Genomic DNA, 24107 nt, shown 5'->3' with positions numbered 1-24107 from the left:
ACTGGCTACTGGCTCGCCGCTCGCTGAGCGACCCGACCGAGATCGCCTACTACCTCTGTTACGGTCCCCGCCGCGCCACCCTGCCGGACCTGGGCTGGATCGCCGGGTCCAGGTGGCGAATCGAGGAATGCTTCCAGCAAGCCAAAAACGAGGCCGGGCTCGACCACTACCAGGTCCGCAGCTGGCGGGCGTGGTATGCCCACATCACCCTCGCGATGCTCGCCCATGCCTGGCTCGCCGCGACCAAAACCCTGACCGTAAAAGGGGAATCGGCACACGCGATCAGGGNATGATCGCCTACACCCTACCCGAGATCCGCCGCCTGTTGATCAACCTGGTCCACCGCTACNTTCCCGACACCTGGCACGTCTGGCACTGGTCCTGCTGGCGCCGACGCCGCCAACACCAAGCCAGACTCAGCCACTACAAACGACGCGGCTACCCACTCACCTAAGTGCCGTTGCAGTATTAAGAGCCCGGCGGGCCGAGCTTCAGGACGATCCTGGCGCCGTGGGGGTGTGCCTGGGCGACCGTGAACGTTCCACCCGAGGCGCGGGCCGTCCGGCGGGCTATGTCGAGGCCGAGGCCGGTGGACCCGGCGCCGCTGGTCCCCCGGGAAACCGGGGCGTCAACGGTGAAACCGGGCCCGGTGTCCTCGACGACCAGCAGTGCCCCGCCGCCGGCGGGCACGCTCAGCCGGATCGCGTAGGACGTGCTTTCCGGAGTGTGGGCAAAGATGTTGCCCAGCAGGGCGTCCAAGCACGCGGCGAGTTCGGTCCGGCCGACGGCGACCGGCACCGGTCCCGGCACGATGTCCATTGTGGAATGACGATCCTGGTCCTGCGCGAGCACGGACCAGAACCGCGCGCGTTCGGCGACGACTTCGGCCGCGTCGCACGCCCCGGGGCCGCTGTCCCGGTCGCGCGCCTGCTGGATGATCGCCGATATCTCGCGCTCCAGCGCCTCCGCGTGACCGGTGATACGCTCCGCCGCACCGGGATCGTCCAGCGATTCGGCGTCGAGCCGCAACACCGTCAGCGGGGTGCGCAGCCGGTGGGAGATGTCGGCGACCGCTTCCCGTTCCTGCCGGATGAGCTCGCGGATGCGGGCGGCCAGGTGGTTGAGCGCGGCCGCGACCGCTCGCACCTCCGCGGGCCCGCTCGGTCGCGCCCGCGCGTCCAGGTTTCCGGAGGCAAGCCCATGTGAGACCGCGGCGAGTTCGTGGACCGGGCGCACGACCGACCTCGCCAGCCGGTCCGCGACGACTACTCCCAATGCCAGCAACACCAAGCCCAGCACCGCCAGGACCAGCCACGCGGAGCCGAGTCCCCGGGTCAGCTCCGCCTGACTGACGAAGACCCGCACCACGGCTGTGCCTTGCGCGAGTCCCTCCACGGCAACGAGGATTTCGCGGCCCCCGGCTTCCGCAACGATGATGCTGCCCTGCAGCTCGGCCAACTGGACCCCGGGCGTTCGCGCCGACGAGGCGCCCACGACCGTGCTGTCGGGAAGGAAGACCGTCACCGGGTATCCGGCCATCGCATTGAGCTGATCGACGGCGGCCTGCACGGTTTGGGCGTCGGCGGTCGCGATCAACGACGTCAGCGACTGCGCCTTGGCGGTAGCGGTGGTGACCGCCCGGTCGGCCGTGACCGACCGCAGGAGAATCGCCATTGGTACCAGGAAGGCGATGAGCACCAGGCTCATCGCCGCGGCAACCAGCAAAGCCAGCCGTTTCCTCATTGACCCACCGCGTCCGGTCCGGACGCACCCGGCGCGGCGAGCCGGACCCCGACCCGTCGAACGGTGTGCACGTATCGCGGTTCCTGCGCGGTCTCACCGAGCTTGCGCCGCAGCCAGGATAGATGCACGTCGACGGTCTTGTCCGCATCCGCGTAGGGCAGGTTCCAGACATCGGCGAGCAGCTCGCGTTTGCTCACCACCGACCCGGCCCGGACGGCGAGGTAGTGCAGCAGGTCGAATTCGCGCGGAGTCAGCTGCAGCGCAACACCATCGAGGAAGGCCTGCCTCGTCCGAGCGTCGATCGACAACCCGCCCACGGTTACCGTGGTGTCCGCGGGAGGAGATTCGGTCCGCCGCAGTACCGCGCGAATCCGGGCGTCCAACTGCGCTCCCCCGAACGGCTTGACGACGTAATCATCGGCTCCCGCGTTGAGCAGCCGCACGATTTCCGCCTCATCACCGCGCGCGGTGACCACGATGATCGGGACTTCGGTGACCGCACGGAGCATCCGCAGCACCTCGTGACCATCCAGATCCGGCAACCCCAGGTCGAGCAGGACCACCTCCGGCCGGTCGGAAACAGCGCGCTGCAGTCCCGGCATCGCCGCCGGCGCGGAGGTGACCGAGTGCCCGAGCCCGGTCAGCGCGCGGATCATCGCCGCGCGGATGGTCAGCTCATCCTCGATGATCAGCACCGTGGCCATTTCCGGACGATATACCGCTCAGGGCGTCACGCCAGGCCGTAGCGAAACGCTAAGCCAGTTTTATCCTTCCCTTAATCAGCGGGCATGGCACATTGGTCACATGAACCGACGCGGACTGGCGATGGCGAGCGGCTGGCTACTGGCCGCGGTGGCCACCGCCGCGATCGGCACGGTCGCGCTCGACATCGTCGGGTCCGGCATCCTGGGGCCCCAGAACCAGCCGCTGACCGAGGCCGACGTCAACCAGGCACTGGCCTCGGCGCGCGCGGCGCAGCCCCCGGCCTCCAGTACCACCCCCGTGACCACGGCACCGACCACCACCACGCCGGCGATCCCCCACGGCCTCAACACTCCCGGCGGCAGCCTCGTCGCCGCATGCGACGGCGACCAGGTCACGCTGCTGTCGTGGAGTCCCGCGCAAGGTTTCCGCACCGACGGCGGCGTCGCGCGGGGCCCCGCACCCACCGCCTCGATCAAGTTCAAGAGCGGCAAGACCGAAATCCGCGTAACGGTGTCCTGCCGCAACGGCGAACCCGTTGCCGACACCGCGACCGACGACCACTGACAACCCACGAGTCGCCCACGAATCCCGGTTCGTTACACCGTCCGGCCGGCCTGGCTTTCCCGTGCGGTGGCCTGGCGAAGGTCCGCCTTCGCCGGTTGCCGACAAGGGTTACGCCGCGCTTTCCTTTCCGGGTCGGTCCACTTGCGACTCGCTGAGCAGGTGGCGGCGAAGAAACGACAATTCGGAGTCGAAGGCCTGCTCGTGTGCCTCCAGGAAGGGTGCGTAGTGCCCGCCGGGGAGCCGGACCAGTTCCGCGCGCGGAGCTTGCCGTGCCGCGCGGACGGCAGGCCCCGGCAGAGCGCTCTGATCCTGGTCGCACGCGACGACGAGCAGTGGGCATCGCACGCGCGACGCGACGCGGCCGGGTCGGTAGAAGGCCAGGCGAAGCAGTGAGCGGGCGGCGACTTCCTGCTGCCAGTCCGGGTACTTGTCCCGGCGGAGGCCTCGATCGCTGTCGCGGGAGTCCGGAGTCGTGAGGAACGCGACGGTGCCCGGCTCGCCGCAGAGCGGCACAAGCAGAGGCCGACGACCGACGACACCGCCAAGGGTGTCGAGAAGGCCGCGACCGGTGAAGCGGAGCGCCGCGAGTGGCTTCTGGTAGCGAGATGCGCTGGGGGCGGCGGCCAGTCCGTCGGCCAGCGGCGCCTGGGCGATAGCCGCGGCAAGATCGGGGTTGCGGGCCGCGACCTTGAAGACGTGCCCGCCGGAGGCCGAGAACCCCCACACCGCGATGCTGGCCGGATTCACTCCCGGCAGCGTCCGCGCGAAGCCGATCGCCGCCTGCCAGTCGGCGAGTTGATCCGTGACGGGCAGGACTTGGCGCGGCTGCCCCCCGCTCTCGCCCATCCGGCGATAGTCGAAGGCGAGGACGGCGAACCCGGCCTCGTTGAACCGCTTGGCGAACCGATCGGTGCCCGGCTCCTTGGGCACCCCGAAGCCGCCCGCCATGATCACGCACGCACCGTTGGCTCCCGGATAGTGCCAGGCGACGCATTCCTCGTCGCCACTAACGAAGCGGACCTTCTGTCGTTCAACGGACATACCTGCCTCCAGATGGACCAGTCCTCCCCCACGAGAAGTGAACCACGTGGTTCTGGAGAATGTCGATGGCCTGGCGCCGCTATTCCTCGGCGGCTTCCTCCCGCGCCAGCGCGCGAACCAGTGCTTCGAATCCGGCGGCGATCCCCTCGGTGTCCCCGCTGGTCAATCGGTCCATCAAGAAGCCGCGGAGGGTTGCGAGCACCATCTCGGCGACCTCGAGCTTGCGTCGATCAGACCAGTGGTCGGGACAAAACGACAGCAGGGTGGGCAGATACTGGTGCGAGGCCTCCCGGGCGAGGTCGGCGTACCGGCCGGAGTCGTACATGGCCAGGCCGACGGCCTGGTCGAGCACGCGCCGCAGACCCGGCTCCTCGTCCCGCAGGACCTGCCAGGCGGCGCGGACGCGAGCCGCCAGCGTTTCCGGGCCGGTTCCCTTGGCCGTGACGGCCAGCGCGTTGCCGATGCGCCGTTCCCGCAGGTTGAAGACCGCCCGCCGGAGCAAGTCGTCGGCTCCGTCGAAGTAGTAGAGCAGCACCTTGTGCGTGGTGCCGGCCGCACGGGCGGCACGACGGAGCGAGAAATCCACGAGTCCGTTGACCGCGAGATCGTCGGTGACGCGCTCGAGCAGTTCCCGTCGCCTGGCCTCACCGCGCGGCGAACCGGTCGACCGCCGGTAGCTCGCGCGCCCGGGTGAGCCGTCGCCGCCGGATGTGTTCGTGTCGGCACGATCCATGGTCACACGTTCTCACAACGGCAACGCCCAGAGCGTGTCTCAAAGTCCGTGTTTCCGCACGAGGTGACCACGGGCGCGCGCCGGAGGCCTCGGATTTGGGGAGGCAGGCCGCCAACCTGAAGAAAGCAAGGGCCACGCGGAAGTCACGGTCTGGCTACCCAAAACCGATCGCGCGCACTTAGAAACACTGCCCAGTCCGCGGCCGAGACCCCAGGCGGCGGCAACGATACCGAGCACGGGCGCCACCGTGCGGAGTATCCGGCGCGCCACGGGAGGTCGTGGTTTTCCTGGTGCCTTCCCGTCTTCTGCGGAGGCCGCCAGCACCTGGCCGGTGTGCAGCGCGGTGCGTTTGGTGCCGGCGTCGGCGATCTGGGTCTTGCAGGAGAAGCCGTCGGCGATGACGAGCAGGTCCAGGTCGGCGTCCCGTACCGCCGGTAGCAGGGCTTGTTCGCCGCAGTCCAGGGAAATCCCGTACTTGCCGTCCTCGAATCCCCAGGATCCGGCGAGCCCGCAGCAGCCTCCGCTGAGGTTCTCCACCGTCATCCCGGATTTCTCCAGCAGGCGCTGGTTGGTCTCGATGCCGCCGGTGGCGCGCTGATGGCAGTGTCCCCACAGCAGCGCCCGCCCGCTCAGCCGTGGCGGCTGGATGTCGAAGGCTTCGAAGAATTCGGCGAAGTGGTAGGAATTGGCGGCCAGGCGGCGGGCGTCGTCGTCGTGCGGCAGCATCTTGGTCAGCTCGTCCTTGAACACCGCGAGGCAGCTCGGTTCCATGCGCCGACGACCGGGATGTCCGCGCGGACGTAGTCACGGAGTTCGGCCAGGACTCGCTTGAGGTAGCGGTCCGCTGCGCGCAGGAATCCGTAGTCGTACAGCGGCCGTCCACAACAGACGTGTGCCCGGGGCATGATCACCCGCCAGCCGGCGGCCTCGATCGCCCGGACGCAGGCCACGCCGACGTCGGTGTGGAGGTGGTTGTTGAAGGTATCCGGGAACACCACCACCGAACGGCCATGCGGGTTGACGCTCTCCCCGCGCCGGCGGAACCAGCGTTGCAGCGTCATCGGGGCGAACGCCGGCAGCGGACGACGCTGGTCGATCCCCGCGGCGAACCGGGCCAGATGCACCAGGCCGGGGGTGCGGGTCGCGGCGTTGACCAACTCGGGTATGCGGGAGGCCAGCCGTGCCGCCTGGTCGATGAACCCGAACGCGTAGGCGTGGCGCGGGCGCCACCGGCGCCAGGACCGGTAGTGGTGGTGGCGGAACTCGGCCTTGTAGGTCGGCATGTCCACATTGACCGGACAGTCGTTGGTACAGCCCTTGCAGGACAAGCAGAGTTCCAGCGCGTCGGCGACTTCGCGGGACTGCCACCCGTCGGTGATGACCTCGCCCTGGAGCATCTCGAAGAGCAGGCGGGCGCGGCCGCGGGTGGTGTGCTTCTCCTCGCGGGTCACCTGGTAGCTCGGGCACATCGTCTGTGCCGGCTCGGGCACCCGGCATTTGCCGATTCCCACGCAGCGCAGTGCCGCGTGGGCGAAGTCGCCGCCGTCCTCGCGGTAGGCGAAGACCGTCTTCGGCCGCCGCGGGTTGTAACCAGGGCCCAGCCGGAGGTTTTCGTCCAGGCGGTAGGGGTCGACGACCTTGCCCGGGTTCATCTTCGCGCGCGGATCCCAGATGAGCTTGAACTCGCGCATGGCCTGCACGAGTTCGGGCCCGTACTGCCGGTCCAGCAACTCGGCTCGTTGCTGGCCGTCACCGTGCTCGCCGGACAGCGACCCGCCGAAGGAGGTCACGAGGTAGGCCGCGTCCTCCAAGAACCGGCGGTAGGCCAGCACGCCGTGGCGGGTGCGCAGATCGAAGTCGATACGGGAGTGGATGCAGCCTTGCGCGAAGTGCCCGTACATTGCGCCGGACAACCCGTGCGCGTTCATCAACTCCCGCAGCGCCCGGACGTAGTCGCCGATCCGGGCGGGCGGCACGGCCGAGTCCTCCCAACCGGGCCAGTGGTCCCGTCCCTTGGCGAACGCGGTGGACCCCAGGCCGCTTTCCCGGATCGCCCACAGGCGCTGACTGCTGCCACCCTCCTGCACGCTCCTCGAGAGCACCACGCGGTCGCGGGCGTAGGCCTTCTCCCGCACCAGCCACTCGACGAATTCTTCCGCGTGCCGCACCGATTCGGCGGTCGCGTCGGCCCCGAACTGCACGAGAAGCCAGGCATTGCCGTCCCGGTGGGGCAACTCGGCGATGTCGGCGGTGTTCATCGCCAGTTCCTGCTGGTCCTCGATCAGTTCCCGGTCCAGGGCCTCGAGCCCGATCGGGCGCCACTTCTCCACTATCTCCTGGGTGTCGCGCGCGGCGGCGGGCAGGTCGTCGTAGCCGATCACGACCAGGGTGCGCTGGAACAGGGCTGGGGTGAGCTTCAACTGGGCGCGCAGCACCGTGGCGCAGGTGCTTTCGGTGCCGACCAGGGCACGGGCGACGTTGAATCCCTTTTCCGGCAACAACTCGTCGAGGTTGAACCCGGACACGCGCCGCGGCATCGTCTCCACGGAAGGGAACCCGGTACGGATCGCATCGGCATAACGGTCGCGCAGGTCCCGCAACTGGGCATAGATCTCCCCCTTGCGACCACCCTCGGCGATGATCTGCGCCAGGCGGGGTTCCTCGTCCACGCCGACCCAGAACCGCTCGCCGTCGTAGGTGACGATCTCCAGCGCCTCCACGTTGTCCGAGGTGCGGGGGCCCGGCCCGTAGAGCTGGGACTGGACGGAGTGGACGCCGCAGGAATTGTTGCCGGCGTTGCCCCCGATGGTGCAGCGGGAATGCGTCGACGGATCGGGACCGAAGATCAGGCCGTGCTTGCCGATCGCACGATTGAGGTCCTCGTTGATGACACCGTTGTCGCAGGTGACCAGCCTGCGTGCGACATCGGGCTCGCCGATGCGGGTGAGGTACTTGGAATGGTCGATCACCACGGCGTAGTTCACCGTCTCGCCGGACAGGCTGGTACCCCCGCCGCGACTGAGGATCGGGGCGCCGTGGTCGCTGCACACCCGGTGCGCGCCGACCACGTCGTCCAGGGTTTTGGGGATGACGACGCCGATCGGAACCTGGCGGAAGTTCGACGCGTCGTTGGCGTACATGGCCAGCGATCCGCGGTCGAACCGGACCTCGCCCTCCACCGCGGCCGTGAGCGCCCGCTCCAACTCGTCCACGCGCAGCCGCTGGCGCGCCCTGGGCGGGCCCGGGAACTCGGGCGCCGTCTTGGCCGGGATCTCCCGGACGCGGGTGCCTGTCCTGAGTGCCATCACATCGCCTTTCCATCGGAATACACGCGGTAGGGTTCGGCGTCCGGCCAGTTGACAGTCAACCCCAGCCCCGGCCGCTCGCGGTCCGGGCGCAGCGCGCCACCTTCTGGCGAAAGCGTGCCGTCGAACACCAGGGATTCGACCCGGACATGGTCGTGGAAGTATTCGAGGTGACGCAGGCACCGCACCGCGCAGAACGCATGCGCCGAGATCGCCGGTGCGCAGTGCGCCGACAGGTCGAGCTGGTGGGCGGCCGCGAATCCGGACGCGGTGAGCAGCCCCGTTATGCCGCCACAGCGGGTGACGTCGGCCTGCAGGCAGTCCACCGCGCCCAGCAGGTTCGTGAAATCCCGCGGGACGAAGGCGTACTCACCTGCGGCGATCTCGATCCCGGCGGGCCCGCGCTCGCGCACCAGCCGCAGCCCGTCCAGATCCGCCGAGCTCACCGGTTCCTCGAACCAGGTCACACCCCACTCGTCGTGGAACCGCCGGGCCCAGGACAGCGCCTCCTTCGGGGTCAGCGCCCCGTTGGCGTCGACGAAGAGTTCCGTGCCCGCACCGACCGCGTCCCGGGCCGCCGCGAGCCGTTCGGGGTCCGCGGTGGGATCACGGCTCGTCTTGAGCTTGACCCGGCCGATGCCGTGCTCGACCCAGCCGCCGAGTTGCCCGGCCAGCCGGTCCAGCGGGTAGTTGGTGAACCCGCCGCTGCCGTAGACCGGAACCTCGTCGTGGAACCGCGGCAACACCTCGGCCAGCGGCCGGCCGGCCAGCCGGGCCCTGAGATCCCACAGCGCCACGTCCACCGCCGATACCGCCATGGCACCGGCCCCGGGCCGTCCGGCGTTGCGGATCGCGACGAGCATCTTCTCCGTCGCCGCGGGCGGGGCGAGGGAGTCGGCGCCGAGCACCACGCCCGACAGCTTCGATTCGATGAACGAGGCCACCGACACGTCACCGTAGGTGTAGCCAAGGCCCACCTGGCCCTCACTGTGCGCGAGCACCAGCACCATGGTCGTCGAGTCCCAGGTCAGCGTGCCGTCCTGTTCGACGCCGTCAGGCCCGTCCGTGGGCACCGTGAAGGCGTGCACCTCGACCCGCTCGATCGTGGGTGCGGAACTCATCGCTTACCGGGCAGCCTGGTCTCGACCGGGCAGCTGTTCGTAGAACTCGGCGAGCTTCTGCCGGAAGCCCCGTACCGCCATCCCGGCCAGCTCGGGATCCCGCACCGCCGCCTTGGCCGCCTTCTTACCCTGCTCGTACATGATGTGCGGCGGGATCGGCGGAATCTCACGATCCACTTTGAACTCCAGGACCACCGGCGTCTCGCCGGCCAGCGCCCGGTCCCAGGCCGCGCCCACCTTGTCCTGCTGATCGCAGTAAATGCCACGGAGACCGAGCAACTCGGCATAGCGGGCGTAGGGCACATCCGGGATGTCCTGCGAGCCGGGGAACTTCGGGTCGCCGCCCATGGCGCGCTGCTCCCAGGTGACCTGGTTGAGGTCCTGGTTGTTGAACACGCAGAACACCAGCGGCGGCGAGCCGCCCAGCCGGTCGGCATAGCGCTTCACGGTGATCATCTCGGCCATCCCGTTCATCTGGAACGCGCCGTCACCCACGAACGCGATCACCGGCCGGTCGGGAAACGCGAACCGCGCGCCGATCGCGTACGGCACCCCGGGTCCCATCGTCGCCAGGGTCCCCGACAGGGAGGCGCGCATGCCCTTGCGCAGCTTGAGATAGCGGGCCCACCAGTTCGTGGCCGATCCCGAGTCGGCGGTGAGGATGCAGCCCTCCGGCAGGCGCGGGGACAGCTCGGCCGCCACGGTCTGCGGGTTCACCACGCCGTCGAAATGTTGGGCCGCCCGGTCCTCGAGGATCCGGTCCCACGTCCGGACATCCTTTTCGATCTTCTCCCGCCAACTGCGGTCCTGCTTGGGGTCCAGCAGCGGCAACAGCGCCTTGAGCGACTCCTTCGCATCGCCCACCACGTGCGCTTCCATCGGGTACCGGATCCCGATCATCCGCCCGTCGATGTCGATCTGCACTCCACGCACGCTTCCCTCGTCGGGAAGCCATTCCGCGTAAGGGAAACTGGTGCCGATCATGAACAGCGTGTCGCAGTTCATCACCATCTCGTCACTGGCCTTGCTGCCCAGCAGCCCGATCGGGCCGGTGACGAAGGGGAGGTCATCCGGCAGCACTTCCCGGCCGAGCAGGGCCTTGGCCACCCCGGCGCCGAGCGTCTCGGCCACCTGAACCACCTCGTCGACCGCGTGTGCGGCGCCCTGCCCGATCAGGATCGCCACCTTCTTGCCCTCATTGAGCACGTCAGCCGCCACCCGCAACTCGGCTTCGTCGGGCAGCAGCCGCGGCTGTCCAGCCCACGCTGGAATAGACGGCCCCGTGCGTTTTCGGCGGCGCCGGCTCGGCTTTCTCCTCCTGGATATCCTCCGGAATGATGATCGTCGCGACGCTGCGCGTGGTCAGCGCGGTCTTGAACGCGCGGTCGATCACGTGCCGGACCTGCGCCGGATGCATGCAGATCTGCACGAACTCGGATACATCGGAGAACAGGTTCTCCAGCGCGATTTCCTGCTGGTAATGCGTGCCCTGGGAAATCCGTTTCTGCTGCCCCACGATCGCCACCACCGGCTGGTGGTCGAGCTTGGCGTCATAAAGGCCATTGAGCAGGTGAACCGCGCCCGGGCCCGAGGTCGCCATGCAACAGCCCACCTCGCCGGTGAACTTGGCGTGCGCGCACGCCATGAACGCGCCCATCTCCTCGTGCCGAGGCTGGATGAACTCCGGATCACCCTTCGCCCGGTCGAACGCCCCCAGCATTCCGTTGATCCCGTCTCCCGGGTACGCATACACCCGGTGAACGCCCCACTGACGGATCCGGTCCAGCACATAGTCCGCAACCTTCACGATTCACCCGCCTCCTCGCACCGGTCGTTCCTGGTCGCGACCTACCCCGGCACCCCGCCCCCAAACGCCCGCCCGGACCGCGGATTTCGGGCGATGCGGCGGCCCCCGGCCGTTTCCCGATCCCCGGCCAGTGGTACCTGGTGACGGTGACTGGTACCGAGCGGGCTCGTGAGTTGCGACGTATCGCCAAGACGAAGTTCGGCTGGCCGCAACTGCACGATGAGCAACTCGACGCGATGGACCAGGTAATGGCCGGACACGACGTACTGGCTGTAATGCCCACCGGCGCGGGCAAGTCGGCGATCTACCAGGTCCCTGCGTTGCTGTTGGAAGGGCTCACAGTGGTGGTCTCACCCCTGATCGCGCTACAGCACGATCAGATCGAGGGCCTCGAGGACAGTGCCGCGCCAGATGCTGTCGCGTTGAACTCGGCCCAGCGAGGTAGCGAGCGTACGGATGCCTGGGTCGCGGTGCGGCAAGGCGATGCCGAGTACGTCTTCCTCTCCCCGGAGCAATTGGCCAAGGACGAACTGGTCGGGAAGTTGAGCAAGGTCGGGATCTCGTTGTTCGTCGTGGACGAGGCGCACTGTGTCTCGTCGTGGGGGCATGATTTCCGGCCGGATTACCTTCGTCTCGGCCAGGTGATCGAGCGGCTCGGGCATCCGAGGGTGATCGCGTTGACCGCTACCGCGGCGCTTCCGGTGCGCCGGGACATCGTCGCCCGGCTGGGCCTGCGTGACCATCGGAGCGTGATCGGCAGTTTCGACCGCCCGAACCTGCACCTGGGCGTGGAGCGGTTCGTGGACGACCGGGACAAGCGGGACGCGGTCATCGCCCGGGTCCGGACGCTCACCGCTGATCCGGCGACGCGCCGCGGCTTGCTGTATGTGGCGAGCCGGAAGGACACGGAGTTCTACGCGGACGAGCTGGCGCGGCTCGGGGTACGGGTGGCGGGGTACCACGCCGGGATGAAGGCCGCCGACCGCGAACGGGCGCACCAGAGGTTCATGGCCGACGACGTGGACGTGGTGGTGGCGACCTCAGCGTTCGGCATGGGCATCGACAAACCGGATGTGCGGTTCGTCGTGCACGCTTCCGTGCCGGACTCGCTGGACACCTACTACCAGCAGATCGGGCGGGCTGGACGCGACGGCGAGCCCGCCTCGATCATGTTGTGCTATCGGCCCGAAGACCTGAACCTGCAGAAGTTCCTCACCTCCAGCAAACCCCCGGAGAAGCCACTGAGTGAGGTCGTGCACGCGCTGGACGAACACGATGAGCCAGTGCGCCCGGCACAGCTCGACGACGAGGTGGACGTCTCCTCCGCCCAGCGCACGAGAGCGGTCAACCTGCTGCAGCAGGCCGGCGTGGTCACCACGACCGAGACCGGCAGGCTGGGCTACCTCGATGAGCGTTCTCCGGAGCAGGCCGTGGAAGACGCGCTCGAGGTCGCCGAGGCACACCAGCGCCTCATCCGGTCCCGCATCCACATGCTCCGCGGCTATGCGGAAACAACCGGTTGCCGCAGGCAGTACCTACTCGGCTACTTCGGTCAACAACTGGCCGGCCCGTGCGGCAATTGCGACACCTGCGACGCGGGGACAAGCGGACGACCAAACCCCGGTAGCGAGAAGTTCCCACCCAACACGCCCGTGCGGCATGAGCAGTGGGGCCGGGGCGTGGTGATGGCCGTCGAACAGGACCGGCTGGTCGTGCTCTTCGACGACATGGGCTACAAGACCCTGTCGTTGTCCGCGATCGCAGAAAGGAACCTGCTCACCAACGACGACACCGCCTGACCAACCCCCGGCACACAACGGCGCCCGGCCAGACCATCCACAATGGAGCGTTCGCGCCCCTCAGGTGATCGCGACGGCGGCCGGCACAAGCATGGCCTCCGGGCAGGTGATCAGCTGCCGTGTTCGCTCCGGTGCCGGCGGCGCCCCCGTTCGGTGGCCACGCCGGTGAGGACGATCTCGACCACGTCCTCGGCAAGCGTCGCCGTGACCGGCAGGTGCCCGAACAGCACGCGGTAGTAGGTGGTCGACGCCAGCATGTCCAGCAGCAGATCGATATCGACGTCGGCGGGAAGATCTCCCCGGTGGATGCCGCGTCGCAGGGCCTCCGCGGTGGTGTCCCGGCGCGGGTGGAAGAACCGATCGAGGAACGCGGATTCCAGCTCCGGGTCGTCGGCGAGATCGGAGACCAGCGCGGGCAGCGCCCGCCGGCCCACCTTCGTGGTGAATGCCTGGGTAAGCGTGCCGATCCCGGCGACGAGGTCGCAGTGCGTGCAGCCGGTGTCCGGCGTCGGCGTGGTGCCGATGACGGCGGCCAGCGCGTCGACCACGAGGTGCTGTCGGGATCGCCAGCGACGCCGCAGGGCGGGCTTGCTCGTACCGGCCCGGGAGGAAACCGCCTCCAGCGTGAGCTTCCCGTAACCCACCTCGTTGAGGATCTCCAGCACGACCCGAGGGACCACGACGTCGATGCGCTCGTCCCGTGGCCTGCCGGGACGTTGCTGTGCCGGCAGCTGCTCTTCGGCCGCGGCGCCGCTCGGGGTGTGCACCATGCCACCACTATAGGTATTCTAGTTTCGTTCCGTACCGGAACGAAACATAAATCACGAGAGGAAGCCTCATGACCGAGCACGTCGACGGGGTGGTGAGCGGCGAGCCGGCCCCACCGCGGGTCGTGGCGAGACCGGGGTCGACCGGAAGCGTGTTCGCTAGGCCGTATCGCGCCCTTACGCTGGGTGTCATCCTGTCGGTCGGCACGGTCGCCTTCGAGTCGCTCGGCGTGGCCACCGTGCTGCCCGGCATAGCCGAGAGCCTGAACGGCTTGGGCGCCTACGGCTGGGGCCTGTCCGCGCTGATGCTGGCCAACATCATCGGCACCGTGATCGCGGGGCGTTCCGCGGATCGCTCCGGCCCGTGGCGTCCCATGTCGGCGGCCCTGCTCGTGTTCGCGGCGGGTTGTGTGCTGGCGGGCGTGGCCGTGTCCTGGCCGCTGTTCCTCATCGGACGGTTCGTCCAGGGGCTGGGTGTGGGCGCGGTCATGGCGATGGCCTACACCATGATCGGGCTCGCCTATCCCGAGCTACTGCGGGCCAGGATGTTCGCGCTGCTCTCCTCCGCATGGACCGTCCCGTCGCTCGTCGGTCCGGTCGTCGCCGGGATCCTCACCGAGCACACCACCTGGCGAGCGGTCTTCGTGCTCATGCTGCCGCTGATCGCGGTGGCCGCGGCCATGACCCTGCCCGGACTACGCCGCCTGCGTCCGCCCGAAGGCACCGGCTTCCCGGAAAACACTTCCACCACGCGCTGGTGGAAGAGTCCCCAGGCCAGCGCCGTGTTGCTCACCGTCGGAACCGGGTTGCTGCTTCAGGCATTGCTGCTGAGCAACGTCGCCGTACTGGCCGCGCTGGCCGTGGTGGGAGTGGCCATCGCGGTGCTCGGGCTGCGCCGGACCACTCCGGAGGGCACCATGACCGCCCGCGCGGGCATCGGGGCCGGAGTGGTCATCCGCGCGCTGCTGTGCGGCGTCTACTTCGGCAGTGAGGCACTGCTTCCACTCGGCCTGCAACAGCTACGCGGCCTGAGCACCGCGGAGGCCGGTCTCGGGCTGTCCGCGGGGGCACTCACCTGGGTGGCGGGCTCGATGTTGCAGGCCAAGCTCGACAGCACCCGGCCAGGGCAGCGCACCCGCGGTGTCGCGTGCGGTTTCGCCGTCCTGCTGGCCGGGGTGGCGATCATCGCGGTGTCCATCCTGTCCGGAGCCGTTCCGGCCTACTTCGCCGTGCTCGGCTGGGGTATCGGCGGACTCGGCATGGGGGTGGCGTTCAACGCGTCCACAACGGACACTCTGGAGCAGACGCCCGCCGGACGGCAGGGCGAGGTCAGCGCGGCACTGCAACTCGCGCAGACCCTCGCCACCGGCGTGCTCGCGGGCCTGGGCGGTGCGGCGATCGCCATCGTGCGGCATCACGGCACGGCGATCGGCCCCGCGTTCCTGGGCACCTTCGCCTTCACCGGGCTGCTCGCCCTGCTCGGGGTGTTCCTGTCCCCGCGACTGCGCCCGGCCGACGCTCGTCAGCCGTAGTGCGCTTGGGGTGCTATGTGAGGCGGCCGGCTCCCTGGCGGGCGGCCTCAGTGGCGCAGACGTGGGCGATCTCCGCATCGAGCGCGCCGAGGCCGGTGAGGTCCGCGATGGTGAATGCCTCGGGATCACGCGGTGATGGGTCGGCGAGCAGGGCAGGCAGGTCGACGGTGATGTCGTCGGGTTTGACGAGCCCGGCCGCGGCGGCGAGCCGTAGCTCGCCGTGGTCGAGGCATTGGGCCGGCGAGTCCGGCACGTAGCGGTCGGCGCCGGCCACCAGGGCGGGATCCAGCTCGGCTTTGTCCGGCAGGTCCGAACCGACGGCCGTGATGTGCAGACCGGGCCGGGCCAAGGAGGCGTCGAGGATAGGCTCGGTCGCCGCGGTCGCGGTGATCACGATGTTCGCTTGGCGCACCGCGTCGTGAGCCCCCTGAGCAACGCTGGTGGGCAGGCCGGTGCGGGCGGCGATATCGGACGCGCAGCGCTGGGCGGCCTCGAGCCGGCGTCCCCAGACCGTGACGTGCGTGATCGACCGCAGGTAGGTCAGCGCTTCGACCTGCAGCCGGGCCTGCTGGCCGGTGCCCAGCACGGCGACCTCGGTCGCGCCGGCGGCGGCCAGTGCGTCGGTGGCGACCGCCCCGGCGGCCGCGGTCCGCAGATCGGTGAGCAGTCCGTCGTCCAGCATGAGTGTGGTCGGAGCGCCGGTGCGGGCGTCGAAGACGACCGTCATGCCACCGATGACCGACAGTGCTTGCTGGGCGTTGCCGGGGAATGCGGAGGCGACTTTGACGGCGTAGGTGTCGGCCGCGCGGTTGTGGCCCGCCTTGACATGCACTTCGCCACCCGCCGGTTCGATGCGCAGGCCGATGGGTGCCGCCGTGGTGGCGGTGCCGTGGTGCAGCGCGACGAAGGCGGCGCGCGCGGCCTCGATCGCCCGGGGAAACGGCATGAGCGACCGGACGTCCCCGGCGGTGAGCACCCGGACCGTGCGGGCGCTCATTTGTCCGCTCCCAGGACCTCGCGAGCCACCTGTAGTGCGTGCGCGACCTCCTCGCCGTTCGTGTGGTGGTGCACCGAAAAGCGGGTCGCCTGAAGGCGCGGGGACACCACGACACCGCGCGCGTTGAGTTGCGCGGTGATCCGGTCGGCGTCGTGACCGGGGAACCGGACGGTGACGATTCCGCTGCCCTCACTGGGTTTCTCGGGACTGAGCAGATCCGCGCCCAGCTCCCGCAGGCCGTCGGCCAAGGTCGCCGCGAGCGCGAGTCCGTGCGCCCGGACCCGGTCGACGCCCAGCCCGAGCGAATAGCGGATGGCCAGACCGAGCGCGAGTGCGGCGCTGTAGCTCGACGTCGAGGCTTCCAACGTCCGTGCGCCGTCCGGCCACTGCAGCCGGGTGGCTTCCAGGGTGTAGGGCTCGGGGTCGGTCAGCCAGCCCACGATCGGTGGCCGCCGCCCGGCGAGCAGGCCCGGCCGCACGTAGGCGACGGCGGCGCCGAACATGCCGCCGAGCCATTTGTAGCCGCCTGCCAGCAACGCGTCGACGCCCCACTCCTTGGGCCGCAACGGAACCTGGCCCGCGGCCTGAGTGGCATCGACGAGCACGACGGCACCGACCTCCCGCGCGGCCCGGGTCACGGCGGCCAGATCGAGCACGTAGCCGGTGGAGTACTGCACGTGGCTCACGCACACGACGGCGGTGCGCTCGTCGATCGCCTCGATGACCCGCGCGGTGTCGAGACTGCCCGGATCGCCGACCACGCGAACCCACCGCACCTCGGCACCGGTCTGGCTCGCGATGCGCTGCCAGACTCGGGTCACGCTGGGGAAGTCGATGTCGATCGACACGATGTTCCGCCCGGAGCCAGGAGCCAGCGCCCAGGCCAGCTGGGCCAGCAGTTCGGTGAAGCTGGAGCCCACGGCGACGTCATGAGCGTCCACATCGAACAGTTCCGCCGCTGCGGTGCGAGCGCCTTCCAGCGCGCGGGTCTCCTGCTCTTCGTCGAACCAGGTGGTACCCCGCGTGGCCAGTTCGCGGGCGAACTCCTCGGTACTGTCCACAATGGAGGCCGGCACCAGCCCGATGGACGCCGTGTTGAGGTAGGTCAGCTCGTCCAGGACCGGGAAGTCCGCACGATCCGACAGCGCCGCCGTCATGATGATCTCCTCACTATATGGTCTGTTACCGACAGACACGGTTCGCGAAGCGCACCTGCGCGTCGATCAGTTCGTCGGCACTCGCCCCGAAGGCTCCGTGCCCCTCGCCCAGCCAGATCGTCTCGACGTCGCGGCCCGCGGCACGTGCACGCTCGACGAACTCGGCCATCTGTCCCCCCGGCGCTCGCGGATCGACCCGGGCGTGCACGACCAGCACGGGAACGGTCAGCTCGGCGAGGTGGTGAATCGGAGAACGGTCCCGCCACAACGCGGGATCGTGCTGCGGTGGCCCGCCGAACCGTGCGGCGTCGGCGATCTGCAGTGCAGGCGACTCCTCCTCGTAGGCCCTGACCCAGTCGGCGATACCGACGATCGAGATCGCGCCCGCGAGCCGCGCGGACCGGGTGACAGCGGCCTGCAGCGCGAGATAACCGCCGTACGAGGCGCCGGAGGAGATGACCCGTCCCGGGTCGGCAACGCCGGTGGCCACCAGATGGTCCACGACGGCGTCCACATCGGACAGCTCCGCCCGTCCCGGGTCACCCCAGATGGCGCGCTGGAACGCCTGGCCGAAGCCCGCCGAGCCCCGGAAGTTGACCGAGCACCAGGCATACCCGGCGGCGGCCCAGGCATCGGCATCGGGCCGGAACGTGCGCAGCGAAGCCACGTGAGGCCCGCCGTGCAAATCCACCACGAGCGGGTAGGGCCCGCTCCCCCGCTCCGGTAACCGCAGCCAGGACTGCACCGCCGGGCCTCCGTCGGAACGCACTGTCAACGACTGCCACGACGTGCGGGCGGACGAGGGCCGCCTCGCCGGGGGTGCCTCGTGCACGGGAAGCCTGAGCAGGCGTGGTGGGGTGTGCTCGTCCTCGGCCACGGCGAGCACTTCGCCGACCGCGTCGAAACGTGGCGCGCGAAAGGGCGGAGAGAACACGGTGCCCTGCGAACCGTAGTCAAGGATCATCCGGAGTGGGTCCGGTGTCCACCGCTGCAGCCGCTGCTGGACCGGTCCCCCGGCGCAGCACAGGATCCAGTGACCGTCAGGCGACCAGTCGAGCGGAACGACCTCCATTTCCCCGGGGCCGTCGGCGACCGTGAGCGTCGCGCTCGCCACGTCGAACACCGCCGGGCGCAGCCAGCCGCCGGGATCGGCGGCGCAGAGCAGGCGGGAACCGGTCGGGTCCCAGGCCACCGGCTCGACCGTGCCCGCACCCGGATCGGCGGTGGCCACCACCTCACCGGTGGCCGTGTCCATGACGTGCAAGCCGAACCTGCGTGGCCCGGCGGCATCGGGTGCCACCCCCACCGCGCACCACCGCCCGTTCGGCGCGACCGTGGGGAACCAGATCTCTCGATCAGCCCCCAGCAACACCTGCGGCGACCGCCACTGTCCACCGTCACGGTGGACGACGACGAGTTCGTAACCTCGCTCGCTCACGGTCGTGAAGGCCACCGTCTGACCGCCATCGGCGATCCCGAGACCACGCAGCTCGATGGCCGGCAACTGCGGAACGAGCGCGGTCTGCGGCCCGCCTTGCCAGGGCACGACGAACAAGCCGCCGCGCTCGTCGCCCGGGTCCGCCTGGTGCACGACGAACCCGGTGCCATCGGGCATCGGCCACGCATCGGTGGCCGGCACGCGGACGCCGGGTGGATCGCCGTCGAACCGCGCTATCACCCAGCCGGCACCTGCGCCCTCGACCAGGTCGAGGGCGCGCCCCTCGGCCATACGGGCCGGACGCACGTCGCGTAGCACCGCGTCACCCACGATCAATGCCTCCTGTCCGGCAGACTGTGCCCATGGCCAAGGCAATCCTGGGCGGCTCCGACAACGTTCCCCGCGTCCGGCAAAGCGCAGCCGAAGGCGTCGCCAACGTCCTGCGCGCATCGATCCTGCGCGGGAATATCCAGCCCGGAACCGCGCTGCGGGAGGTCTCCCTCGCCGCCGAACTCGGTGTCAGCCGCAACACTCTGCGCGAAGCGACCCGCATGCTGGAGGGCGAAGGCCTGGTGTTGCAGCGTCCCGGTCGCGGAATCGTCGTCGTCGAGTTGTCCGACACCGATGTCACGGAGATCTACCACGCCCGCGAGACCATCGAGGCCTCGGCCGTACCGCACCTGCTCGCGCTGCCCGACGCCGACGACGTGTGGCGGCACCTCGACGAGATCGTCAACCGCCTGGAACGCGCCTACACCAACAGCACCCTGGACGAGGTGCTCGACCTGGACCAGGACTTCCACCGGGCCCTGGTCTCGACCACCGGGAACCAGCGCCTGATCCGGTTCCATGACGGGCTCCAGCGCGAGCTGCGCCTGGCGCTGGCGCTCGCCAACAGTTCCGCCCGCCAGCTCGGCCGTAGCCGCGACGACCACCGCACCTTGCTCAAGGCCCTTCGCAGCCGCGATGAAGCCGCGGCGACAGCAGCGCTGCGCGCGCATCTCGCGGCGGGCACTGACGAACTGACCCGCCTGCGCGCCACCGTCCAGCAACGAACCTCGGCCTAGAGCGTGTCTCAAAGTCCGTGTTTCCGCTCGAGGTGACCACGGGCGCGCGCGCCGGAGGCCTCGGATTTGGGGAGGCAGGCCGCCGACCTCGGAAGGCAAGGGCCACGCGGAAGTCACGGTCTGGCTACCCAGATCCGATCGCGCGCACTTGGAGAGACTGCCTGGCACGCCGCTCATTGTGCTCAATGTGAACAATTTATGGAACGTTTGCGACCTGGATCACACGCCGGTCCGTGGCGGTCCACACGGTTCGAGCCTGGACCGATGCCGGGCCGACGTATGATCACCTCTCCAGCGCGGCCGCTTCCGATCCATCGACGCCGACGATGGTGATCGCCCTCGCCACATTGGTCAGGGCACTTCCGCCCTCACCTCTGCGCTGACCACTCCGGGAACGGCCTCGGCCAGCAACGTCACCACATGGCGGTCGGTCTCGTTGTCGTTGGCGTCCACGATCCGCACCGCGCCGTCGTGCACCTCGACCTGCCACCGGTCCGGCCCGCCATAGCTCGCCAGCCGCCGGCGCACCTCCGCCGCGATCTCGGTGTCCTGGCGGGCGAAGGCGCGGACGATGTCCCCGCGCGTGACAATGCCCACCAGCCTGGAACCGTCCACAATGGGCATCGCGCGGATCCGCCCCGTCAGCAACGCCCGTGCGAGCATGGCCAGGTCCGTGCCCGGAGCCATCCCGGTTACCGGGCTGGTCATCACCTCTGCCACCGTCACACCCGGATGCCGAACGCGCTCGTCCCGATGCCGGTATCGCGGGTCGACCGGAATCCGGTCGCCGATCAGGTCCGCCTCGGTGACGATGCCGACCAGGCGGTCCTCGGAATCCACCACCGGCAAGGCCGTGAACCCGTGCTCCGACAACAATTCAGCGGCCCGCTTCGCCGACGCATCCGGCCCCACGGTCACCACCGGCGCGGTCATGACGTCCTGTGCCCGCATGACCAAATCCCCTCACGACGACGAGCTTGCTCATCCCGACGTTAGGAAGGCGCGGAAACAGCGGCCAGAGACCTGCGTCACCGTGGGAAAGGACATTCGCCCAGTCATCTGGTTTCACCCGTCGAGAGGACCAAAGACTCTTCGCTGCGGGGCAGCCGGCGACGAAACTGGATCAGTGACGATTTCCTCCGGGTGAGGAAGGTGGCGGCCATGTCCCGGTCCGAGTCGCCGATACGGCGGTTGCTGGGTCTGAGGCGCAACTCCCTGGTGCGGCCGTGGGATCGGGCTGAAGTCACGCTGCTGGTCGTCGCGGTCCTGATCGTCCTGGCAGCGGTGCCCTTCGCCTGGATGCTCGGGTCGCACACCTACGCCCGGGAGAGCGCCCAGGCACAGACCGAGGCCATGACCCGTCATCCGGCGACCGCCGTTCTCCTCGCGAACGCGCCACCCGAGAGCGCCAGGTCGCGAGGGACGACCGGCGGCACGGCACTGGTGCCGGCCACCTGGATCCGCGAGGACGGAACGACCGCGACCGGGACGGTGGCGGCACCGAAGGGCTCGGTCGCGGGTGAGCGGGTGAAGATCTGGCTGGATGCTCGCGGTGCTCCCGTGGCCCCGCCGCTACGCACCGACGCCGCCGCGTGGAACGCCGGCGCCATCGGCCTGTTCGCCTGGCTCGGCGTGATCAGTGTCTGCGCGCTGATGTGCTGGCTCGCTCACCTGGTCTTCGACCGGGCGCGGTACCGGGGCTGGGAGCACGAATGGAGGCGCAAGCCCAAGGTCGGATGAGCGAACGGTGCCAGTGCACCGCCCGCCTGGCCACTACTCACCGTCGCCAGGTCCGTCTTCGGGGTGCTCCGCCCGGCCCGCGGCGGCTGCCGCGAACCCGGTTACCGCGACGCTGACCAGCGCCGCGGCCAGGATGGCGCCGCCCTCGCCCGGCGCGAGCAGGCGGCCACGGGTGCCGATGGTGACCGCGGCGATCGGCACGCCGAGCTGCGCGCCGGCCAGCACCGCCAGCGGCAGGGGCTGCCGGAGCAGCCGGACGGCGGCATGGACTACCACGGTCCCGGCTGCCAGCATTGCCATGAGCACCAGCATCGTCGGCCTGGCGACCAACGGACGCAGGTCCAGCGAGGCGCCCAGCCAGACGAAGAACACCGGCCCGAGGAACCCGTCGGTGACCGCGAACAGCTGTCCCGCCAGGCGGCGCGGTTCACCCTGCGCGCTCAGCGCCAGGCCGCTGACGAACCCGGCAAGCAGCACCGACACGTCGAGCGCCTGTGCCAGCCCCGCCAGGAGGAACAACAGGATCAGCTCGCTGCGCAACTCGAGTCCGAAGGCGCGTTCATGGCTAAGCCGCTGGACCCGTTCGAGCACGCCACGTCTACGCAACCCGAGCACGATGACGAACCCGGCGCCGCCGGCCGCGATCACCGCGAGCGCGCCGAGCGCCGCGTGGCCCGCCCTCGCGGGATCGACCGTCAAGGGCACCGCGACGATGCACACCGTGTCCGCCAGCGCCACCTGCACGATCGTGGCCAGTACCGGTGCGCCGGTCAGGCCGAGCTCGTCGATCACCGGCATCACCAGGGCCGCCGAACTCGACGCCAGCAGCACCGCGTAGAGCGCAGCGTGCTCGACGCCGACGAACACCGCGATGCCGAGTCCGGCCGGGACGGCCAGCACGGCGGTCACCACGGCCAGCAGCGTGCCGCGGCCCAACGCCTGCCGCAGTGCGGGATGACGCAACGGGACGTGGCTGCCGGCAACGAGCATCACCAGCGCGAAACCGGCCGAGGCCAGGAACGACAGCACCGGTTCGTCCGGGTTCACCCAGCCGAACCCGGTGCGCCCGACCAGCACACCGGCCACGATCTCCCCGGTCACCACCGGAATCCGGGCACGGCGGTAGGTGGCCAGTAGCGGGCCGGCAAGACCCGCCACCAGCACCACCGCGAGACCCAGCAGGCTCAGCTCGCCCTCCTTCTCGCCCTGTGCCGTGATTGTGCTTCACCACCCGCAACAACCTGGCCGTGGGCAGCCGGGCAGCCCGGTCTGATGTGGACCGTGCTACCTGAACACGAAAAGTGCTCGACGTATTTGCGTTGTCCGGTCAAGCCATCCCACCCGCACGTGTGAGGTAGGAAGTCCTCGAAGGTGGGGGCGGTCGGCCACTGTAGACAACCCCGCAGGTTCTTAGCGTCCACCGTGAGCCGTCTTGGCGAGTGCCGTAGGCCGCACCGGTCAGGTGGGAGGGAAGCGATGACCGACGCAACAGGCGCCATCGTAGTGGGCGTGGACGGGTCGGCCCTGGCATTACGTGCCGTTCGATGGGCGGCCGCCGAGGCGGCCCCGCGCGCTCTTCCCCTGCACCTGATGTTCGGGTTCGACGCCACGTTCGCTTTTCACGGTGCGGATCCGACCCCGTTACAGCGTCTGTTCGACCGGCTGGGTAGCTACGCGCAAGATCAGCTTTCCGAGGCGGAGCGGATCGCACACGAGGTGGGCCCGGACTTGGTGGTGACCACGTCGCAACCCCAACAGCGGCCGATCCCGGCCTTGCTCGAGGCGAGCAAGACGGCGAGGATGATCGCGCTGGGCCCCTCGGGCGTGGGCGGATTCGCAGGCATGCTGGCCGGCTCCACGACGATGGCCGTAGCGGGCCGAGCACACTGCCCGGTGGTCGTCGTCCGCGGCCGCGCCGACGAGTCCGTGCCCGCCGAAGGCCCGGTCGTGGTCGGGGTGGACGGCAGCCGGGCGAGCGAGGGCGCAGTGGCCGTGGCGTTCGACGAAGCCGCGTGGCGCGGTGTGCCGTTGGTAGCCGTGCACTCATGGAGCGACGCGGACTATGTGAGCACCCTGCCGTTCGAAGACGTGCTGATGGAGTACGTACCGATGGAGCAGGAATCGGCGCAGGAGGAACAGCGGGGGCTGCTCTCCGAGAGCCTGGCCGGGTGGCAGGAGAAATACCCCGACGTGCGGGTGGACCGAGTCGTGACCAAGGACCGCCCGCGTCACCATCTCCTCGACTGGAGCGGCCGCGCGCAGTTGGTCATCGTGGGCAGCCGGGGCCGGGGCGGGTTCCTCGGCCTGTTGCTCGGCTCCGTGGGCCAGGCCCTCATCCATCACGCCCAGTGCCCGGTGATGATCGTGCACTCGGAATCCACGGAAGCAAAAGGCTGATTCTCATGTCTCGCCGGCTGTTTCGGCGTGCCCGTCGTGCTCCCCGTCGAGTAACACTCCCTACGAGCGTGCTGCGATAACCGGCCGGCGGAAAGGGCCGAAGGTCACGGTCGCCCGGCCCCGCGGCACGCGGGGCCCAACGTCACGTGGGAGGCGGGGAATTCGCCTCCGGGGAACCGACCTTGGACTCTCGT

General features: G+C 69.4%; 21 protein-coding genes and 1 pseudogene. 7 read left to right on the top strand and 15 right to left on the bottom strand.

Annotated features, from left to right (window positions below):
* Positions 1–293: pseudogene (locus tag A3CU_RS0122075) on the top strand (IS701 family transposase); the annotation flags it as partial.
* Positions 294–468: 175 nt separating this feature from the next.
* Here the strand turns inward: A3CU_RS0122075 and A3CU_RS0122065 are convergent.
* Both A3CU_RS0122065 and A3CU_RS0122060 read right to left on the bottom strand, forming a co-directional pair.
* Positions 469–1743 carry a HAMP domain-containing sensor histidine kinase gene (locus tag A3CU_RS0122065; protein ID WP_027944131.1) on the bottom strand — a complete coding sequence of 425 codons (1275 nt, stop codon included), beginning with the start codon at positions 1741–1743 and terminating at the stop codon, positions 469–471.
* Positions 1740–2447, bottom strand: a complete 708-nt coding sequence (locus A3CU_RS0122060) for a response regulator transcription factor (protein WP_027944130.1) — start codon at positions 2445–2447, stop codon at positions 1740–1742. Before A3CU_RS0122060 ends, A3CU_RS0122065 begins: the two co-directional genes overlap by 4 nt.
* A gap of 100 nt (positions 2448–2547) precedes the next feature.
* Between A3CU_RS0122060 and A3CU_RS0122055 the strand changes: the two genes are divergently transcribed.
* Entirely contained in the window at positions 2548–3012 is a 465-nt protein-coding gene (locus A3CU_RS0122055; RefSeq protein ID WP_156960487.1) for a hypothetical protein, read from the top strand.
* 108 nt (positions 3013–3120) lie between these two features.
* On the opposite strand, the gene A3CU_RS46065 is transcribed toward A3CU_RS0122055, so the two are convergent.
* From A3CU_RS46065 to A3CU_RS54610, 7 genes are all read right to left on the bottom strand, one after another.
* On the bottom strand, positions 3121–4053 hold the full coding sequence (locus A3CU_RS46065) for an alpha/beta hydrolase (protein ID WP_052371977.1): 933 nt from the start codon (positions 4051–4053) through the stop codon (positions 3121–3123).
* Positions 4054–4132: 79 nt separating this feature from the next.
* Entirely contained in the window at positions 4133–4786 is a 654-nt protein-coding gene (locus tag A3CU_RS0122045) for a TetR/AcrR family transcriptional regulator (protein ID WP_027944128.1), read from the bottom strand.
* A 39-nt stretch (positions 4787–4825) separates the two neighbouring features.
* Positions 4826–5557: a (Fe-S)-binding protein gene (locus tag A3CU_RS54615; RefSeq protein ID WP_245617256.1), complete on the bottom strand. Its 732-nt coding sequence runs from the start codon at positions 5555–5557 to the stop codon at positions 4826–4828.
* A complete protein-coding gene (locus A3CU_RS46060; protein WP_245617255.1) occupies positions 5518–8091 on the bottom strand; it encodes an FAD-binding and (Fe-S)-binding domain-containing protein in 2574 nt (857 codons plus the stop codon). Before A3CU_RS46060 ends, A3CU_RS54615 begins: the two co-directional genes overlap by 40 nt.
* The gene (locus A3CU_RS0122035; protein ID WP_027944127.1) at positions 8091–9212 is read right to left on the bottom strand and encodes an enolase C-terminal domain-like protein; all 1122 of its coding nucleotides are present in this window, start codon (positions 9210–9212) and stop codon (positions 8091–8093) included. Before A3CU_RS0122035 ends, A3CU_RS46060 begins: the two co-directional genes overlap by 1 nt.
* Before the next feature lie 3 nt (positions 9213–9215).
* A complete protein-coding gene (locus A3CU_RS46055; RefSeq protein WP_245617254.1) occupies positions 9216–10430 on the bottom strand; it encodes a thiamine pyrophosphate-dependent enzyme in 1215 nt (404 codons plus the stop codon).
* Positions 10420–11019, bottom strand: coding sequence for a thiamine pyrophosphate-binding protein (locus A3CU_RS54610; RefSeq protein ID WP_245617253.1), 600 nt, complete (start codon positions 11017–11019; stop codon positions 10420–10422). The genes A3CU_RS46055 and A3CU_RS54610 overlap by 11 nt, the downstream gene beginning before the upstream one ends.
* Before the next feature lie 146 nt (positions 11020–11165).
* On the opposite strand from A3CU_RS54610, the gene A3CU_RS0122025 reads away from it, so the two are divergent.
* Positions 11166–12818, top strand: a complete 1653-nt coding sequence (locus A3CU_RS0122025; RefSeq protein ID WP_052371985.1) for a RecQ family ATP-dependent DNA helicase — start codon at positions 11166–11168, stop codon at positions 12816–12818.
* Positions 12819–12928: 110 nt separating this feature from the next.
* Here A3CU_RS0122025 and A3CU_RS0122020 read toward each other — a convergent pair whose 3' ends face one another.
* A complete protein-coding gene (locus A3CU_RS0122020; protein ID WP_027944125.1) occupies positions 12929–13588 on the bottom strand; it encodes a TetR/AcrR family transcriptional regulator in 660 nt (219 codons plus the stop codon).
* A 68-nt stretch (positions 13589–13656) separates the two neighbouring features.
* Here A3CU_RS0122020 and A3CU_RS0122015 point away from each other — a divergent pair, with 68 nt between their 5' ends.
* Positions 13657–15117 (top strand): MFS transporter, encoded by a 1461-nt coding sequence (locus tag A3CU_RS0122015; protein ID WP_027944124.1) that lies wholly within the window; start codon positions 13657–13659, stop codon positions 15115–15117.
* Positions 15118–15130: 13 nt separating this feature from the next.
* Here A3CU_RS0122015 and A3CU_RS46050 read toward each other — a convergent pair whose 3' ends face one another.
* From A3CU_RS46050 to A3CU_RS49945, 3 genes are read right to left on the bottom strand one after another with little or no spacing between them, the layout of a single operon-like run.
* The gene (locus A3CU_RS46050) at positions 15131–16114 is read right to left on the bottom strand and encodes an ornithine cyclodeaminase family protein (protein ID WP_052371976.1); all 984 of its coding nucleotides are present in this window, start codon (positions 16112–16114) and stop codon (positions 15131–15133) included.
* Positions 16111–17271 carry an aminotransferase class V-fold PLP-dependent enzyme gene (locus tag A3CU_RS0122005; RefSeq protein ID WP_027944123.1) on the bottom strand — a complete coding sequence of 387 codons (1161 nt, stop codon included), beginning with the start codon at positions 17269–17271 and terminating at the stop codon, positions 16111–16113. Before A3CU_RS0122005 ends, A3CU_RS46050 begins: the two co-directional genes overlap by 4 nt.
* A 25-nt stretch (positions 17272–17296) precedes the next feature.
* The gene (locus A3CU_RS49945; RefSeq protein WP_169739672.1) at positions 17297–19039 is read right to left on the bottom strand and encodes a S9 family peptidase; all 1743 of its coding nucleotides are present in this window, start codon (positions 19037–19039) and stop codon (positions 17297–17299) included.
* 32 nt (positions 19040–19071) lie between these two features.
* Between A3CU_RS49945 and A3CU_RS46040 the strand changes: the two genes are divergently transcribed.
* Positions 19072–19776, top strand: coding sequence for a GntR family transcriptional regulator (locus tag A3CU_RS46040; protein WP_052371975.1), 705 nt, complete (start codon positions 19072–19074; stop codon positions 19774–19776).
* Positions 19777–20127: 351 nt separating this feature from the next.
* Here the strand turns inward: A3CU_RS46040 and A3CU_RS0121990 are convergent, their stop codons facing one another.
* Positions 20128–20727: a CBS domain-containing protein gene (locus A3CU_RS0121990; protein WP_027944121.1), complete on the bottom strand. Its 600-nt coding sequence runs from the start codon at positions 20725–20727 to the stop codon at positions 20128–20130.
* A gap of 210 nt (positions 20728–20937) precedes the next feature.
* Between A3CU_RS0121990 and A3CU_RS46035 the strand changes: the two genes are divergently transcribed.
* Positions 20938–21516, top strand: coding sequence for an Rv1733c family protein (locus A3CU_RS46035; RefSeq protein ID WP_052371974.1), 579 nt, complete (start codon positions 20938–20940; stop codon positions 21514–21516).
* 33 nt (positions 21517–21549) lie between these two features.
* Here the strand turns inward: A3CU_RS46035 and A3CU_RS0121980 are convergent, their stop codons facing one another.
* Positions 21550–22674, bottom strand: a complete 1125-nt coding sequence (locus A3CU_RS0121980) for a cation:proton antiporter (protein WP_245617252.1) — start codon at positions 22672–22674, stop codon at positions 21550–21552.
* Positions 22675–22992: 318 nt separating this feature from the next.
* Between A3CU_RS0121980 and A3CU_RS0121975 the strand changes: the two genes are divergently transcribed.
* Entirely contained in the window at positions 22993–23913 is a 921-nt protein-coding gene (locus tag A3CU_RS0121975; protein ID WP_027944119.1) for a universal stress protein, read from the top strand.
* Positions 23914–24107: the final 194 nt, after the last annotated feature.

The sequence above is a fragment of the Amycolatopsis taiwanensis DSM 45107 genome (assembly GCF_000519205.1).
GTDB classification, from domain to species: Bacteria; Actinomycetota; Actinomycetes; order Mycobacteriales; family Pseudonocardiaceae; genus Amycolatopsis_E; species Amycolatopsis_E taiwanensis.
Note: the sequence above shows the minus strand (reverse complement) of the source record. Positions and strands in the feature narration are given on the sequence as shown.